The following is a 14,815-nucleotide window of genomic DNA, read 5'->3' on the forward strand; positions in this document are numbered from 1 at the left end:
CACTCGGCTCTTTCCATTTTGGCCGAGTCCACCCATATTCGGGTCATGGCCAAACATCCTGACAAGAAGACGCCTTCGCAAGATGGCGCGCCGAAGCGGCGCAGTCCGTTGACCGAATTTCTCGACGCCGCCGAGCCGCTGAATTCCGGCGGCTTCGCCGAGGCACCGCAGGCCGATTTTACCGGCGCGCCGCTGACCGGCTCGATCGCCGATTGGGCCGGCCAGATCGAACGCGAAGCGGAAAAGCAGCCGAAGGCGAAAGCCCCGAAGAAGATTCCCGAGCGCTCGTCGGCGCCCGGACGCACGGCGCGCGGCACCTCGATGGGTGGCGCTGCCTCGGCCAAGGAGCGCGCCGCCGCCGGCCTCAACCCGGTCGCCGGCCTCGACATCAGCCTTGAGGACGCCGAGACGGTTTCATCGAGCGGCGTCACCGCGACCGTCGCCGCGCTGTCGGCGCTGATCGAATCCGGCAACCCGCTGCACAAGGACGGCCAGCTCTGGACGCCGCACCGTCCGGCCCGTCCGGAAAAGTCGGAAGGCGGCATCGCCATCAAGATGGTGTCGGATTTCCAGCCGGCCGGTGACCAGCCGACCGCCATCAAGGACCTCGTCGAAGGCGTCGACCAGAACGACCGCACCCAGGTGCTGCTCGGCGTCACCGGCTCGGGCAAGACCTTCACCATGGCCAAGGTGATCGAGGAGACGCAGCGCCCCGCCTTGATCCTGGCGCCCAACAAGACGCTGGCCGCGCAGCTCTATGCCGAGTTCAAGAAATTCTTCCCCGAGAACGCGGTCGAGTATTTCGTCTCCTACTACGACTATTACCAGCCGGAAGCCTACGTCCCGCGCACCGACACCTATATCGAGAAGGAATCCTCGATCAACGAGCAGATCGACCGCATGCGCCATTCGGCGACGCGCTCGCTGCTGGAGCGCGACGACGTCATCATCGTCGCCTCGGTGTCCTGTATCTACGGTATCGGCTCGGTCGAGACCTATACTGCGATGACCTTCCAGATGCAGGTCGGCGACCGGCTCGACCAGCGTTCCCTGCTCGCCGACCTCGTCGCCCAGCAATACAAGCGTCAGGACATCAACTTCGTGCGCGGCTCGTTTCGCGTGCGCGGCGACACGATCGAGATCTTCCCGGCCCACCTGGAAGACCGGGCGTGGCGCATCTCGATGTTCGGCGACGAGATCGAGCAGATCACCGAGTTCGACCCGCTCACCGGCCAGAAGACCGGGGAATTGAAGAGCGTCAAGATCTACGCCAACTCGCACTATGTGACGCCGCGACCGACCTTGAATCAGGCCATCAAGTCGATCAAGGAAGAGCTCAAGCATCGCCTGCAAGAGCTTGAAAAGGCTGGCCGCCTGCTGGAGGCGCAACGGCTGGAGCAGCGCACGCGCTTCGATCTGGAGATGCTGGAGGCGACCGGCTCATGCGCCGGCATCGAGAACTATTCGCGCTATCTCACCGGACGTCAGCCCGGCGATCCGCCGCCCACCTTGTTCGAATATGTGCCGGACAATGCGCTGATCTTCATCGACGAAAGCCATGTCACGGTGCCGCAGATCGGCGGCATGTATCGCGGCGACTTCCGCCGCAAGGCGACGCTGGCCGAATACGGCTTCCGCCTGCCCTCCTGCATGGACAACCGGCCGCTGCGCTTCGAGGAATGGGACGCCATGCGCCCGCTCTCCGTCGCGGTTTCGGCGACGCCCGGCGGCTGGGAACTGGAGCAGTCCGGCGGCGTCTTCGCCGAGCAGGTCATCCGCCCGACCGGCCTGATCGACCCGCCGGTCGAGGTGCGTCCGGCCAAGAGCCAGGTCGATGACGTGGTCGGCGAGATCCGCGACACGACCCGGGCCGGCTACCGCACGCTGGTCACGGTTCTGACCAAGCGCATGGCCGAGGATCTCACCGAATATCTGCACGAGAACGGAATCCGCGTCCGCTACATGCATTCCGACATCGACACGCTGGAGCGCATCGAGATCCTGCGCGATTTGCGCCTCGGCGCCTTCGACGTGCTGGTCGGCATCAACCTGCTGCGCGAAGGTCTCGACATTCCCGAATGCGGCTTCGTCGCCATCCTCGACGCCGACAAGGAAGGCTTCCTGCGTTCCGAAACCTCGCTGATCCAGACCATCGGCCGCGCCGCCCGCAACGTCGACGGCAAGGTCATCCTCTATGCCGATCAGATCACCGGCTCGATGGAACGGGCGATGGCGGAGACCAACCGCCGCCGCGAGAAGCAGATGGAGTGGAACGCCGCCAACGGCATCACGCCGGAATCGGTCAAGTCGCGCATCGCCGACATCCTCGATTCCGTCTACGAGAAGGACCATGTCCGCGCCGACATCTCGCAGTTCACCGACGATGCCGGTGCGATGATCGGCAACAATCTGAAAACCCACCTCGAGGCGCTGGACAAGCAGATGCGTGATGCCGCCGCCAATCTCGACTTCGAGAAGGCGGCCCGCGTCCGCGACGAGATCAAGCGGCTGCGCGAGATGGAGCTTGCGATCTCCGACGATCCGCTGGCGCGCGAGGTGGAAAGCCAGAGTCCCGCCTCGGGCCGCGAGAAGGGCAAGCACAACAAGGGCGTTGCGAAACATCGTACCGCCGAGGAACAGGAGCGGTTCCGCAAGCTCGACGAAGCCCGCGCCGCCGAAGAGGCGGCCAAGGCTGCCCGGCCCAACCTCTTCCGCAAGCCGCATCTCGACGAGATGGGCGCTGACGGCGCCGTGCCGGTGAAGAAGCCGCTCTTCGCCAAGCCCTCGATCGACGACATGGGCCCGGGCACCGACATGCCGACGCCGGCGGGCGCGGTCTCACGCTCGCTGTTCAAGAAGCAGTCGGCGGCAGAAGCACATGGCTCGGATTTCGGCATTCCCGGCGACCGCACCAAGCCGCTGTTCCGCAAGAATTCGCTCGACGAGATGACGGTGCGCCGCACCGAAAAGCCGGTCGAGGGCAAGATGCCGGCCAAGCCGCAGCCAACCTCGGGAGCTGGCGAGACCGAACGGGGCGCGAAGGAACGCGACGACAAACCGATTGTTCGCCAACGCTCAGGTATCGGCTCTTATGAGGACCCGGTTGACGAACGCCGCCAGAAACGCCGGCCGGGCAAGACGGGCCGGCCGGGACAGTAGCGCCTTCTTCCTTCTCCCCTTGTGGGAGAAGGTGGATCGGCGTGCAGCGCCGAGACGGATGAGGGGTGTTCCAGCGGAGTGAGAGGCTAGCAAACTTGCCGTCTCCTCGGGCGACGCCAAGCTGGAGCACCCCTCATCCGTCGCCTTCGGCGACACCTTCTCCCACAAGGGGAGAAGGGAAGCACTCCACCGCCCTCTTGCCACTCGCCCCTCCCCCGGTGTACCCAATTCCCCGCCTCGAACATCTGGAAAGGAGGGCTGCGTGTTTATCGATCACCATCGTCAGCGTGGCCCGATTTGCGCCCTGCGAGCTTGCTTGCAGGGCTGACCGGGACGGTCCGGGCTTTTCCCGTTTCGATTTTTGGTCTGCCCTTCGTGGTGCCGCTAAGCTGATCCGTTGATCAGCCTGCGCACCGTCAAGTGCACCAGCCGGACTTTCCGGCAGAGACCAGAGAAATCGACATGGCCCTGATCAGCCTCAAATCCCTCGGCGTCACCATGAGTGCGCCGCTCTTCTCCAACCTCGACCTCACCATCGGCGCCGGCGACCGGCTGGGCATCGTCGCGGCCAACGGCCGTGGCAAGTCCACCTTGCTCAAATGCCTGGCTGGTGAACTCGAACCCACCACCGGCGACATCACAAGGTCGCGCGGCCTGCGCGTCGGCCATGTCGAGCAATCCCTTCCCCTAACGCTGCTCGATCGCAGCTTCCACAATGTCGTCGCCGATGCCTTGCCGGCCGAGCAGCGCGACAGCGAGCTCTGGCGCGTCGACGTCGTGCTGGATTCGCTCGATGTCCCGGAAGAGATGCGCGGCCGGCCAATGCGCGGCTTGAGCGGCGGCTGGCAGCGGCTGGCGCTGATTGCCCGCGTCTGGGTCACCGATCCGGACGTGCTTCTGCTCGACGAGCCGACCAATCATCTCGACCTCGCCAAGATCGGCCAGTTGGAGACGTGGCTCAACGCGCTGCCGCGCGAGGTGCCGGTGATCGTCGCCAGTCACGACCGCGCTTTCCTCGACGCCGTCACCAACCGCACGCTGTTCCTGCGCCCGGAAGAATCGCCGGTGTTCGCGCTACCTTACTCGCGGGCCAGGCAGGCGCTCGACGAACTCGATGCTTCCACGGCGCGCAAGTTCGAACGCGACATGAAGGTCGCCCAGCAACTGCGCAAGCAGGCCGCCAAGCTGAACAACATCGGCATCAACTCCGGCAGCGACCTTTTGACGGTGAAAACCAAGCAGCTCAAGGAGCGGGCGGAACGATTGGAGGATGCCGCCGTGCAGGCGCATCGCGAGCGTTCGGCCGGCGCGATCAGGCTCGCCAACCGCGGCACCCACGCCAAGGTGCTGATCACGCTGGAGGATGCGGCGGTCGAAACGCCCGACGGCGCGCTGCTGTTCAGGACCGGCAAGCGCCATATCTGCCAGGACGATCGCATCGTGCTGCTCGGCCGCAACGGCGTCGGCAAGACGCGCTTCATCGCGATGATCCGCAACGCCATCGCCGAACCCGGCTCGGTCGCGAACATCAAGGTGACGCCATCGACCGTACTCGGCTACAGCGACCAGGCACTGTCGGGCATCGGCGGCGACGACACGCCGCTGGCGCTGGTCTCGCGGCGGTTCGAGGTCGGCGAGCAGCGCGCCCGCTCGCTGCTGGCCGGCGCCGGCGTCGTCATCGAGATGCAGGACAGGAAGATCGGCGCCTTGTCGGGCGGACAGAAGGCGCGGCTTATGATGCTGGTGCTGCGTCTCGCCAACCCCAACTTCTATCTGCTCGACGAACCGACCAACCATCTCGACATCGACGGTCAGGAGACGCTGGAAGCGGAACTGCTGGAGCACCAGGCGAGCTGCCTGCTCGCCTCGCATGACCGCTCCTTTATCCGCGCCGTCGGCAACCGCTTCTGGCTGATCGAGAAGCGGCGGCTGACCGAAGTCGAAGACCCGGAAGCGTTCTTCCGCTCGGTCGCGGAAACGCCGAGCTGAGAGACGCTCCATCCGCCGGGCCGGCGTTTGGAAGTAATGCCAGCCCGGCGAACAAATGTTCCCCCGGCAATACTTTTCCACATGCTAAAAAGGGAGCATGCTGAGTTGCTTAACCATGGAGGGAGCGGCCATGCGTGCAGTGGAAATCGTCAGCAATCTCTACAAAGCCTATGCGGACCGCGACATCGAGGGCGCGCTGTCGCAGTGTTCCGAGGATGTCGTGTTCCGCTGGATCGCCGATCCGCGGCAATCGCGTCACGCCGGCACCGCGCATGGCAAGCAGGAATTCCTCGCCAGGCTCTTGGCTCTCGACGACGACTTCGAATATCGCAGCTTCGTCCCGGTCGACATCATCGACGGCGGCGACAAGGTCGCGGCGCAGGTCGAGATCCACATGACGCGCCGCGCCACCGGCCAGGCGTTCGTCATGCGCACCGCCAATTTCTGGACGGTCCGCGACGGCCGGATCGTCGAGATGGTGGAATATTACGACACCGCGCTGGCCGCGTCGGTGTTCTGAAAAAGTTTGCGGCGATCTGTCGGATCGCCGATTGCCGCCTCGTCCTTGGAATGCCGACACGATGATGCCGGCGTCACCGCCTCGCCAATCGCTATGCCGCGGCCCGCGCCCGTCATCGCAGCGAACGCATCCTGCTTTCGCTGCCCGCCGAGCTGCGCAAGGACATCGGCTTTCCGGAGATCTTCGAAACCCGGGACAGCAGCCGCGCCGCCACCTTCTCGGCGAAGGTCATATAAAGTGGCACTTTCAGTGCGATTGTTTTCCAGCTCATCCGGCCACCCGGACTGTTCGGGCCTTTAGAAAATTTTCGAGAGGCATGTAGGATCGCCGCCGCTTCGTCCGTCCTTTGGCTCGCAGGCCAGATCAACCCGTGAAGAGGAACACGAGCATGAACGACCAGACCCCGCCCCGCGCCAAGGTTCTTGGCGGATTGACCCCTTATCTGCAGGTCGACGGCGCCACCAAGGCCGCCGAATTCTACAAGAAGGCCTTTGGCGCCGAGCAAGTGTTCGCCTATCCGCCGGACGAGCAAGGCCGCACCATGCATATCCATCTCTACGTCAACGACTCGACCTTGATGCTGTGCGACGCCTATCCCGAGCACGGCCATCCGCATAAGCCCGCGCAGGGCTACACGCTGCAGCTCCATCTCGGCAGCGACGACATCGACGCCTGGTGGCAGCGCGCCGTCGATGCCGGCTGCGAGATCGTGACGCCGCTGCAGGTGATGTTCTGGGGCGACCGCTGGGGCCAGGTGAAGGACCCGTTCGGCGTCGACTGGGCGATGAACGCGCCGGTCAACTGAATTTTGTAGCGAGCGACGTCGCCCGTCTGCGGCGCGGCTGACGCGCTCACCCGCGCCGGGTCGTATCCCCGCCGACCCGGCGCTCGTTTTTCAACCAAGGAGTTTCATCATGTCCTATGTCGACGGTTTCGTGATTGCCGTGCCGAAGGCCAACCTCGATGATTACAAGAAGCTGGCCAATCTCGCAGGTCCGATATGGATGGAGCACGGCGCGCTATCCTATGTCGAATGCATCGGCGACGACGTGCCCTATGGCGAGCTGACCTCGTTCCCGCGCGCCGTTCAGGCAAAGGACGACGAGACCGTCATCTTCGCCTGGGTCGTCTATGAATCGAGGGAAATTCGCGACGCGGTCATGGCCAAGGTGATGGCCGATGAGCGTCTCAAGATGGACTGGTCCGCCATGCCGTTCGACGGCAAGCGCATGATCTTCGGCGGCTTCCAGCCATTTATCGAGCTTTGAGGAGCTCGGCCCCAAGCTGGGTTGAGATTGAGGTCAGGCCGAGTCGAGAATGGCGGTTCCCGAGAACCGGAGCGGAGCGTACTTAAAGTACGTGAGCACCGGAAGCGCAGAGAACCGCCGTTCGCAGGCCGGCCTCACCTCAATATCAGCCCAGCTTGTCGAGCAGCGGCTTCAGCCGGTCCCCATAGCGCTTCCACAGATCGACCGAGCCCTGATACATCGGCTGGCGCACCTGCGCGGCGGAAGCGGTGCGCACCGGCCGGTCCGTCTCGTGGAATGACAGCACCTTGTCGTCCCAGGGCAGGCCGAGATGCGCCATTAGCGCCCTTGTCTGCCCTTCCTGATCGGCGACGAAATCCTCATAGCGCACATCATGCACGACGCCCGGCAGCACCTTGTGCCAATGCGCCATGATGTCGGTGTAGAGGTTGTGGAAATCGGCGAGCTCGCCGAGATCGTAGCCATAACGGTGGCTGTCGCCGCGGAAATGCACCTTGAAGATCGACAGGCAAGTGGCCGCCGCATCGCGGGCGCAATGGATGATCTTGGCCTTCGGCAGCATCATGTGCAGGAAGCCGATCAACATGAAGTTGCCTGGCATCTTGTCGGTGATATGGCGGAAGTGCGGATAGCTGGCATGCAGCATGTCGAGATACGCCTGGCCGGCTTCGGCGAACGCCTGGTCCGGCATGTCCCCGATCCCCCCCGGAAAGCCGCCTGGCATGCTCATCGGAAACTGCTTGCCGACGGCCGTCTTCAGGATGTTCAACTCGCCGGCGCCATAGACCTGCGGATGGCTGGCGATGATCTGCTCGACCAGCGTCGTGCCGGAGCGCGGCATGCCGACGACGAAGATCGGCGTGTCGTCGGAAATGTCGCTCGTCCGGTGCTTTTCGAAGAACGCCTCGTCGAATGCCGACTTCATCGCCGCGAATTCGTCACGTGTGCGGACCGGATCGTAATCGATGCCCTGGCGGCGGATGGCGTTGCCCTCGGCGAAATAGTCGAAGGCGCGGCCATAGTCCTTGAGGTCGTCATTGACCTTGCCGAGACCGAAGGAAAGCTGCATGCGCGCAAGGCTGCCCTGTGGCGCCTTGGCGTGCTCGGCCTCCATGCCGGCAAGCTCCTTGTCGCGCTCGGTCTGGCGCTTGACCTGCGTGAGCAGCAGCCAGGCCTTGGCCATGGCCGGCGCAACCGCCACGGCCTGGCGGGCAAGATCGGCGGCTTCGTCGAGCTTGCCCTTCTCCATCATGGCGACGCCCAGCCCGTAAAGCAGTTCCGCATCCTTGGGCCGGATCGACAAGGACTCGCGGAACAGCGTGATCGCCTCGTCGAGGCGCGCGGCTTCCTGCAGGGTTTCGGCAAGGCCGATGCGGGCGCGGACATGGAACGGATTGCGGCCGATCGTGCCGCGGTAGATCTCCTCGGCCGCGTCGAACTGACCGAGCTGCTTCAGCGACGAGCCGAGATTGTCGCGCGCCGCCAATTGCTCCGGCCGGATGTCCACCGCGCCGCGGAAGAAATCGACCGCGGCGGCGACCCGACCGAGGTCGCGCATGACCGTGCCCATATTGTTGAGGAAGTCGGCGTTCCTGGGCTGCAGCGTCACCGACTGCTCGATGAGCTCGAGCCCCTCCTCGCCGCGGCCGGTCTGATGCAGCAGCAAACCGAGAAAGTGCAGGGCGGCGGCATGGTTCGGCTGCTGCCCCAATACCTGCCGGTACAGCGTCTCGGCTTCCTGGCGGCGGCCGGCCTGGTGCAATTGCAGCGCCCGCTGGACATAGGGATCGAGCGGGCTGGCCGTTCCTGGCTTGCCGCCTGCGTTCGCCGCTCTTCTTTGATCTCTGTTAATGGGAAACCTGCCGTGTTTGTTGGTCCGCCGGACCTAAGCCATACGGGCGAGAGATTCAAGGCTAAGCAACACCACGCGCGTTGCTGAGTCCATATCGGCCTGTGGAGATGGACACCGTGACTTCTCAGCACGGCCCATCGCCGACGATCCGATAATCCGCCGCGCGCGCCTCGCACGCGTTCGGAAAGGTGCGCACTTGCCCGTGGCGCCTGGCGCAGACCGGGGCGTATTCGCGTGTGCAGAACGTCTGCTCTCCACCGCCGCCGTCGCGGCATGGGCCGTCACGCACGATGCGGTACCCTTCCCTTTCGGCCAGGCAGGCATTGGCGAAGGTCTGGCGCTCACCGTCGCGCCGGGCGCAGACTGGTTGATACTGCATGGTGCAAAACTGCGGATGCGGCCTGGGTGGACGCGGGCGCGGTCCGTCGTCGACGACCACGGTACAGGCCGCCAGCAGCGCGGACAGGATGAAGATGACCAGGCTCTGCCGAGAGATCGCAACAAATCGCATATGTCCCCCCTCCATCCGGCGCCATGCTATCGGCCGGCGACATCCTCGCATTCCTCGCGGCAAACGCAACCGCCGTTTGTGCAGCCGCAACCCTCGATCGGCGGCCTCACTCTGGCCCATGCTTGGCCCGCCTCTGGCCGATGACCCGTGCTGGCACGGGGTCTATCGAGGCGCCTGCGTTGGACGCGCCGCGGGCCGCCCGCGACCGTCGTCTTGCAACCATCACGTTTCCGTGTAATAAATTTCCCCGTTCGGGCATTTGCGACCCGGAGAGCGGAACGTTTTGGACGACCTTTCCCCGATAAGTGTGAATCTCTGACAGCCCCGTTTTTCGGCGGGGGGTTTGACCATGCGCGAATGCATGACTGCCGAAGCAACCACCGGGATTTGCCCAAGGCGCGAGGCAGCGGGCAGACCACCAAGACTGACACGGGTGAAGGAGTTTCCCCAATGGCCCAGACCGGTACCGTAAAGTTCTTCAACGCCACCAAAGGCTTCGGCTTCATCACGCCGGATGGCGGCGCCAAGGACGTGTTCGTCCACATTTCCGCGATCGAGGCATCTGGCCTGCGCACGCTGGTCGACGGCCAGAAGGTCACCTTCGACGTCGAGCCGGACCGCATGGGCAAAGGCCCGAAGGCGGTCAACCTGCGCGCCGCCTGATCGGCGCGACCGCCTGTCCTTGCGGATGCAATGATGCGGCAGGATCATAAACGGGCTTTTGGACAGGCTCGAAATTGCGAAGGCGCGACCGTACCGTCGCGCCTTTTTCGCGCGCAAATCCTTGGGTCGGCAGGCGAAAACTTTCTCTTGCCGATAGCGCTAAAATAAAGGACAAATTTCCTCTCGGGCAATTTGCCGGCCCGAGACTTGACTTGATGGGATCAAAGGAGTTTCCCATGCCGCAGACCGGCACCGTCAAATTCTTCAACCATGCCAAGGGCTTCGGCTTCATCACGCCCGACGATGGCGCGAAGGATGTCTTCGTCCACATATCGGCTGTGCAGGCGTCGGGCCTTCCCGGTCTCGAGGATGGGCAGAAAGTGACATTCGACACCGAGCCGGACAAGCGCGGCAAGGGTCCGAAGGCCGTCAATCTGTCGATCGGCTAAGCCGGCTTACGACGGATCCGACGGAGGCTTCAGGCGGGACTGCTCCCGCCCGGAACGGGTTGTGCCCGTGCTTTCGAAAAAGAGCCGGGCCTCGAAAAATCGATTGCGCCGATTTCCGTTCAGCCTCCGTTCAGCCACGGTCTTCTATTAACCTTTGCTAAAGCCGGTCCGCATCCCCTGAAAAATGCGCGGGCCGGCGCGAAGGAGACCGAAAATGAACCGTTTTCTCAAGACCGCCATCCTGACCGCGGGCATCGCCGCGACCACTCTGGCCACCTTCTCGGCGGCCAATGCCGACGACTGGCGCTGGCGCCATCATCGCCATCATGGCGGCGACGCCCTTGCCGCCGGCGTTGTCGGCCTCGCGGCCGGCGCCTTGATCGGCAGCGCGCTCAGCAATCCCGGGCCGCGCTATTACGAACCGGCCTATGGTGGTGACGATTACTATGTCGACCGGCCGGTGCGCCGTTACTACGTGCAGCCGCGCGTCGTCTATGCCGATCGCTATGCCGAGCCCTGGACGCGGGCCTGGTACGAGTATTGCTCGGACCGCTACCGCACCTTCAATTCGCGGACCGGCACCTTCACCGGCAGCGACGGCGACCAGCACTTCTGCGTCGCCAACTGAGTCGAAGCAATTCCAGGAAAAGTGTGAAGCGGTTTTCCGTCCGGAATTGCGTCCAATAAAGCTGGTTCCCTGCCCTGAAAAGCGCCGCCTCCAGCGGCGCTTTTTCTTTGCTTGCAAATCAGGTGAGAAAGGGATTGGTCCGTCGTTCATCGCCAAAACGGCTGCCCGGCCCATGGCCGCAGATGAAGCCGATATCGTCGCCGAGCGGCAGGAGCTTTTCCTTGATCGAGGCGATCAGCGCGGCGTGGTCGCCGCCCGGCAGGTCGGTGCGACCGATCGAGCCGCGAAACAGCACGTCGCCGACATGCGCGAACTTGGCCGCGCGGTTGTAGTAGACGACATGGCCGGGCGCATGTCCCGGACAATGCAGCACCTCGAACACGTGATTGCCGAACGACACCGTCTCGCCTTCGGTGAGGAAGCGGTCCGGCACGCAATTACGCACCGGATCGGTGAGGCCGAAACGCTTGGCCTGGTTCTCGAGACTGGCAAGCAGCGGCTTGTCGGCTGCGTGCGGGCCGATGATGTCGATGCCCAGCGCCTCCTTCAGCTCCATCGCGCCGCCGGCATGGTCGATATGACCGTGCGTGATCCAGATCGCGCCGGCGGTGATGGCGTTGTCCTTCAGCGCCCTGAGCACCTGGTCGATATCGCCGCCGGGATCGACCACGACACCGGCCTTGTCGTCCATATCGAACAAGATGGTGCAATTCTGTTGGAAGGGCGTGACCGGCACGATGCCGGCGTTGAGCTGACCCATGGCTTTCCTTTCGAGATGTCGCCCTGATGTAGAGACCATGGCGAGCCGCGTCCACCGTCGGCCGAAGCGAATAATCCTCGAAAAGAAATGGGCGGCCGGAGCCGCCCATGCGCAGGTCCGAAGGGTATCTGGGTCTATTTCTTCATGGCGCCCATGACCGCGCCGATGATGGCGGTCAGGATGGCTCCGCCGCCGGCGCCGCCGACGATGTTTGGAATGTTCAGTGAACTGCCCAGTCCGCCAGCGGCCGCCGCGGCTGCCGCCGGATCGACCGTACCGCCGCCGAGCAGGCTGCCCAGGATGGCCGCGCCACCGACGCCGCCGATCGCGCCGCCGAGGATTTTAGGAAGCTGACCCAACGCCGCTTGCTTCAGCGCCGCGCCGACTGCCTGACCGCCGATAACACCCGTAATCACCTGAATAACGATCGCAATAAGCGTGTTCGTATCCATGTATCTAGTCCCTCCATAGCCGCCAGCCTCCTCGGGCCGACGCCATCATGAGACGCCGAATTGTTCGAAAGTCAAATGCGCAAAAGCTTAAATAAAAAGGGCGGCTGCAAAACCGCCCCTATTGCACAAAAAAGCTGTGACTATCGCTATTCGGCGGCGATGGCGTGCTTTGGTTGCACTGCGGCAGAATAGTCGTTCATCAACGTCTTGGCGATCTCGCCGACTTCGAATCGGTAAGGCCCGATCTCCGAGACCGGCGTCACTTCGGCGGCCGTCCCGGTGAGGAAGCACTGCTCGAAACCTTCGAGCTCTTCCGGCATGATGGCGCGCTCGATCACCTCGAAACCGCGGTCCTTCGCCAGGCCGATCACCGTGCGGCGGGTGATGCCATCGAGGAAGCAGTCGGGCGTCGGCGTATGGATCTTGCCGTCCTTGACGAAGAAGATGTTGGCCCCGGTGGCTTCCGCCACCTGGCCACGCCAGTCGAGCATCATGGCGTCGGCATAGCCCTTGGCCTCGGCGGCGTGCTTGGACATGGTACAGATCATGTAGAGGCCGGCGGCCTTCGACTTGGACGGCGCGGTGCGCGGATCGGGCCGGCGCCATTCCGCGACGTCGAGGCGAATGCCCTTGAGCTTCTGCGCCGGGTCGAAATAGCTCGGCCACTGCCAGATGGCGATGGCGCAGTTGATGCGGCTGTTTTGCGCCGAAACGCCCATCTGCTCGCTGCCGCGCCAGGCGATCGGACGCACATAGGCGTCCTGGAAACCCTGTTTCTTCAGAAGCGTGCGGCAGGCCTCGTCGATCTCGGCGACCGGATAGGGAATCTTGAAACCGAGCAGGCGCGCCGATTCGTGCAGGCGCTCATTGTGCTCGGTCAGCTTGAAGATCTGGCCGCCATAGGCGCGCTCGCCCTCGAAGACGGCGCTGGCATAGTGCAGGCCGTGGGTCAGAACGTGGATCTTGGCGTCGGCCCATTTGACGAACTCGCCGTTCATCCAGATGAAGCCTTCCAATTGATCGAAGGGAACGGATGCCATGGAAACCTCCCGCGGGCGGGGTGCCCGCAAATCGTTGTGTCATATGGCTTTCGTGCCGGCCCCGCCACAGGGTTCGGAACGCTGGCCAGTGTTTGAAAGCGTAGGCGGATATTCAATCCGTGGCAAACTCAGGAAGTTCCGGAAAAACGGCTTCCGCTTGCCTTTTCGTTCGCAATCCGCCGAAAAGCTTGTCAAAAATTATCATTGCCCGGAAATTACGTCAATAGTACTGACATAATTCCCGCCTCGCATGGAGAAATGATGACGAGCCCCGCAGCCGGAAAACCGATCAGGACGGCGATTACCGATGAGGACGGCATCGACTTCGCCATCATCGAGCTGTTTTTCTTCGCCTATCGCGATTTCACCTCCGATCCGGACCAGATCCTAGCCGATTACGGCTTTGGCCGCGCCCATCATCGTGTGCTGCACTTCGTCAATCGCAGGCCAGGCCTCACCGTCGCCGAGCTGCTCGACGTGCTGAAAATCACCAAGCAGAGCCTCGCGCGGGTCTTGAAACAGCTGATCGACACCGATCATATCGTCCAGGTGCAGGGTCCGCGCGACCGACGGCAACGCGAACTCTACCCGACTGCCAAGGGCCGCGCCCTTGCGCTTGCGCTGGCGCGGCCACAGTCGCGCCGCATCCGTGCGGCATTGGAGGATTCCGGGGCCACCGAACGCGCCACGATCGAGCGATTCCTGGAAGCGATGGTCAATCCGGAACTAAGAGCGCAGATCGACATTGTGCCTGCGCAAACATCGGGGAAGAACCATGGAGACCATTGAGAAGGTTGATCATCCGGCCGCGCCCGACGATGACGCGCCGCACCTTCTGGTTGTCGATGACGACACGCGTATCCGCAACCTGCTCAAGCAGTATCTGTCCGAGAACGGTTTTCGCGTCACCGTCGCCGGCAATTCCGGCGAGGCAAGGCGCAAGCTCGCCGGGCTCGACTTCGACCTTTTGGTGCTCGACGTCATGATGCCGGGCGAAACCGGCGTCGACCTCACCAAGGCGCTGCGGGCCGAGAAGAACGTGCCGATCCTGATGCTGACGGCGCTGTCCGAGACCGACAGCCGCATCACCGGGCTGGAAGCCGGCGCCGACGACTATCTGCCGAAACCGTTCGATCCGCGCGAATTGATCCTGCGCATCAACAACATCCTGCGCCGCGGCGGCCCTGCGGCGACGCCGAAGGTGGAACAGCTGGTGTTCGGACCGTATACGTTCCAGATCGCCAAGCGCGAATTGAAGCGCGGCGGCGAGGCGCTTAAGCTGACGGACCGCGAGCAGGAGATCCTGGCGATCTTTGCCGCACGGGCGGGCGAGACCATACCGCGTCATGAGCTGGTCGGCGATGAATCGGATGTCGGCGAGCGGACCATCGACGTGCAGATCAACCGGCTGCGCCGCAAGATCGAGCGTGATCCGTCCAACCCGGTATGGCTGCAGACGGTGCGCGGTATTGGGTATCGGCTCAGCGTCGAATAGGTTACCGTCGAAGGCCCTTTGCTGAACAG

16 protein-coding genes are annotated in these 14,815 nt (G+C 63.6%); 10 read left to right on the top strand and 6 right to left on the bottom strand.

Going from position 1 to position 14,815, the window contains the following annotated elements:
* The first annotated feature begins 45 nt into the window (after positions 1 to 45).
* From uvrB to KVT37_RS18585, 3 genes are all read left to right on the top strand, one after another.
* On the top strand, positions 46 to 3,159 hold the full coding sequence (gene uvrB / locus KVT37_RS18575) for an excinuclease ABC subunit UvrB (protein WP_217575682.1): 3,114 nt from the start codon (positions 46 to 48) through the stop codon (positions 3,157 to 3,159).
* 462 nt (positions 3,160 to 3,621) lie between these two features.
* Positions 3,622 to 5,148 (top strand): ABC-F family ATP-binding cassette domain-containing protein, encoded by a 1,527-nt coding sequence (locus KVT37_RS18580; protein WP_217575684.1) that lies wholly within the window; start codon positions 3,622 to 3,624, stop codon positions 5,146 to 5,148.
* Between the two features lie 130 nt (positions 5,149 to 5,278).
* Positions 5,279 to 5,668: a nuclear transport factor 2 family protein gene (locus KVT37_RS18585; RefSeq protein WP_217575686.1), complete on the top strand. Its 390-nt coding sequence runs from the start codon at positions 5,279 to 5,281 to the stop codon at positions 5,666 to 5,668.
* Between the two features lie 112 nt (positions 5,669 to 5,780).
* Here KVT37_RS18585 and KVT37_RS18590 read toward each other — a convergent pair whose 3' ends face one another.
* Positions 5,781 to 5,939 (bottom strand): hypothetical protein, encoded by a 159-nt coding sequence (locus KVT37_RS18590; RefSeq protein ID WP_217575688.1) that lies wholly within the window; start codon positions 5,937 to 5,939, stop codon positions 5,781 to 5,783.
* A gap of 117 nt (positions 5,940 to 6,056) precedes the next feature.
* Between KVT37_RS18590 and KVT37_RS18595 the strand changes: the two genes are divergently transcribed.
* Positions 6,057 to 6,473, top strand: coding sequence for a glyoxalase/bleomycin resistance/extradiol dioxygenase family protein (locus KVT37_RS18595; RefSeq protein WP_217575691.1), 417 nt, complete (start codon positions 6,057 to 6,059; stop codon positions 6,471 to 6,473).
* 109 nt (positions 6,474 to 6,582) lie between these two features.
* The gene (locus tag KVT37_RS18600) at positions 6,583 to 6,936 is read left to right on the top strand and encodes a DUF1428 family protein (protein WP_217575693.1); all 354 of its coding nucleotides are present in this window, start codon (positions 6,583 to 6,585) and stop codon (positions 6,934 to 6,936) included.
* A gap of 145 nt (positions 6,937 to 7,081) precedes the next feature.
* Here KVT37_RS18600 and KVT37_RS18605 read toward each other — a convergent pair whose 3' ends face one another.
* Positions 7,082 to 8,698: a tetratricopeptide repeat-containing sulfotransferase family protein gene (locus KVT37_RS18605; RefSeq protein ID WP_254634112.1), complete on the bottom strand. Its 1,617-nt coding sequence runs from the start codon at positions 8,696 to 8,698 to the stop codon at positions 7,082 to 7,084.
* Positions 8,699 to 8,912: 214 nt separating this feature from the next.
* Complete coding sequence (locus KVT37_RS18610) at positions 8,913 to 9,299, bottom strand: Kazal-type serine protease inhibitor domain-containing protein (protein WP_217575695.1); 387 nt, start codon at positions 9,297 to 9,299, stop codon at positions 8,913 to 8,915.
* A 450-nt stretch (positions 9,300 to 9,749) separates the two neighbouring features.
* Here KVT37_RS18610 and KVT37_RS18615 point away from each other — a divergent pair, with 450 nt between their 5' ends.
* The 3 genes from KVT37_RS18615 to KVT37_RS18625 all read left to right on the top strand — a co-directional run bounded on the left by KVT37_RS18615 (position 9,750) and on the right by KVT37_RS18625 (position 11,039).
* Positions 9,750 to 9,962: a cold-shock protein gene (locus tag KVT37_RS18615; protein ID WP_006202520.1), complete on the top strand. Its 213-nt coding sequence runs from the start codon at positions 9,750 to 9,752 to the stop codon at positions 9,960 to 9,962.
* A 236-nt stretch (positions 9,963 to 10,198) separates the two neighbouring features.
* A complete protein-coding gene (locus KVT37_RS18620) occupies positions 10,199 to 10,411 on the top strand; it encodes a cold-shock protein (protein ID WP_006202521.1) in 213 nt (70 codons plus the stop codon).
* A gap of 214 nt (positions 10,412 to 10,625) precedes the next feature.
* A complete protein-coding gene (locus KVT37_RS18625; RefSeq protein ID WP_217575697.1) occupies positions 10,626 to 11,039 on the top strand; it encodes a BA14K family protein in 414 nt (137 codons plus the stop codon).
* Positions 11,040 to 11,157: 118 nt separating this feature from the next.
* Here KVT37_RS18625 and KVT37_RS18630 read toward each other — a convergent pair whose 3' ends face one another.
* The 3 genes from KVT37_RS18630 to KVT37_RS18640 all read right to left on the bottom strand — a co-directional run bounded on the left by KVT37_RS18630 (position 11,158) and on the right by KVT37_RS18640 (position 13,291).
* Positions 11,158 to 11,799, bottom strand: coding sequence for an MBL fold metallo-hydrolase (locus tag KVT37_RS18630; protein ID WP_217575699.1), 642 nt, complete (start codon positions 11,797 to 11,799; stop codon positions 11,158 to 11,160).
* Positions 11,800 to 11,933: 134 nt separating this feature from the next.
* Positions 11,934 to 12,251, bottom strand: coding sequence for a hypothetical protein (locus KVT37_RS18635; RefSeq protein WP_217575701.1), 318 nt, complete (start codon positions 12,249 to 12,251; stop codon positions 11,934 to 11,936).
* Positions 12,252 to 12,397: 146 nt separating this feature from the next.
* Entirely contained in the window at positions 12,398 to 13,291 is an 894-nt protein-coding gene (locus KVT37_RS18640) for a branched-chain amino acid aminotransferase (protein WP_217575703.1), read from the bottom strand.
* Between the two features lie 261 nt (positions 13,292 to 13,552).
* Between KVT37_RS18640 and KVT37_RS18645 the strand changes: the two genes are divergently transcribed.
* Together KVT37_RS18645 and KVT37_RS18650 are read left to right on the top strand one after the other, a co-directional pair.
* Entirely contained in the window at positions 13,553 to 14,080 is a 528-nt protein-coding gene (locus KVT37_RS18645; RefSeq protein WP_181591977.1) for a MarR family winged helix-turn-helix transcriptional regulator, read from the top strand.
* On the top strand, positions 14,067 to 14,786 hold the full coding sequence (locus tag KVT37_RS18650) for a response regulator (protein WP_040989639.1): 720 nt from the start codon (positions 14,067 to 14,069) through the stop codon (positions 14,784 to 14,786). The genes KVT37_RS18645 and KVT37_RS18650 overlap by 14 nt, the downstream gene beginning before the upstream one ends.
* Positions 14,787 to 14,815: the final 29 nt, after the last annotated feature.

The sequence above is a fragment of the Mesorhizobium sp. GbtcB19 genome (assembly GCF_019091085.1).
Taxonomy (GTDB): Bacteria; Pseudomonadota; Alphaproteobacteria; order Rhizobiales; family Rhizobiaceae; genus Mesorhizobium.

Excerpts from the sequence above, each read along its gene's own strand:
- uvrB (WP_217575682.1), top strand. The coding sequence starts at position 46 with ATGGCCAAACATCCTGACAAGAAGACGCCTTCGCAAGATGGCGCGCCG.
- KVT37_RS18580 (WP_217575684.1), top strand. The coding sequence starts at position 3,622 with ATGGCCCTGATCAGCCTCAAATCCCTCGGCGTCACCATGAGTGCGCCG.
- KVT37_RS18585 (WP_217575686.1), top strand. The coding sequence starts at position 5,279 with ATGCGTGCAGTGGAAATCGTCAGCAATCTCTACAAAGCCTATGCGGAC.
- KVT37_RS18590 (WP_217575688.1), bottom strand. The coding sequence starts at position 5,939 with ATGAGCTGGAAAACAATCGCACTGAAAGTGCCACTTTATATGACCTTC.
- KVT37_RS18595 (WP_217575691.1), top strand. The coding sequence starts at position 6,057 with ATGAACGACCAGACCCCGCCCCGCGCCAAGGTTCTTGGCGGATTGACC.
- KVT37_RS18600 (WP_217575693.1), top strand. The coding sequence starts at position 6,583 with ATGTCCTATGTCGACGGTTTCGTGATTGCCGTGCCGAAGGCCAACCTC.
- KVT37_RS18610 (WP_217575695.1), bottom strand. The coding sequence starts at position 9,299 with ATGCGATTTGTTGCGATCTCTCGGCAGAGCCTGGTCATCTTCATCCTG.
- KVT37_RS18615 (WP_006202520.1), top strand. The coding sequence starts at position 9,750 with ATGGCCCAGACCGGTACCGTAAAGTTCTTCAACGCCACCAAAGGCTTC.
- KVT37_RS18620 (WP_006202521.1), top strand. The coding sequence starts at position 10,199 with ATGCCGCAGACCGGCACCGTCAAATTCTTCAACCATGCCAAGGGCTTC.
- KVT37_RS18625 (WP_217575697.1), top strand. The coding sequence starts at position 10,626 with ATGAACCGTTTTCTCAAGACCGCCATCCTGACCGCGGGCATCGCCGCG.
- KVT37_RS18630 (WP_217575699.1), bottom strand. The coding sequence starts at position 11,799 with ATGGGTCAGCTCAACGCCGGCATCGTGCCGGTCACGCCCTTCCAACAG.
- KVT37_RS18635 (WP_217575701.1), bottom strand. The coding sequence starts at position 12,251 with ATGGATACGAACACGCTTATTGCGATCGTTATTCAGGTGATTACGGGT.
- KVT37_RS18640 (WP_217575703.1), bottom strand. The coding sequence starts at position 13,291 with ATGGCATCCGTTCCCTTCGATCAATTGGAAGGCTTCATCTGGATGAAC.
- KVT37_RS18645 (WP_181591977.1), top strand. The coding sequence starts at position 13,553 with ATGACGAGCCCCGCAGCCGGAAAACCGATCAGGACGGCGATTACCGAT.
- KVT37_RS18650 (WP_040989639.1), top strand. The coding sequence starts at position 14,067 with ATGGAGACCATTGAGAAGGTTGATCATCCGGCCGCGCCCGACGATGAC.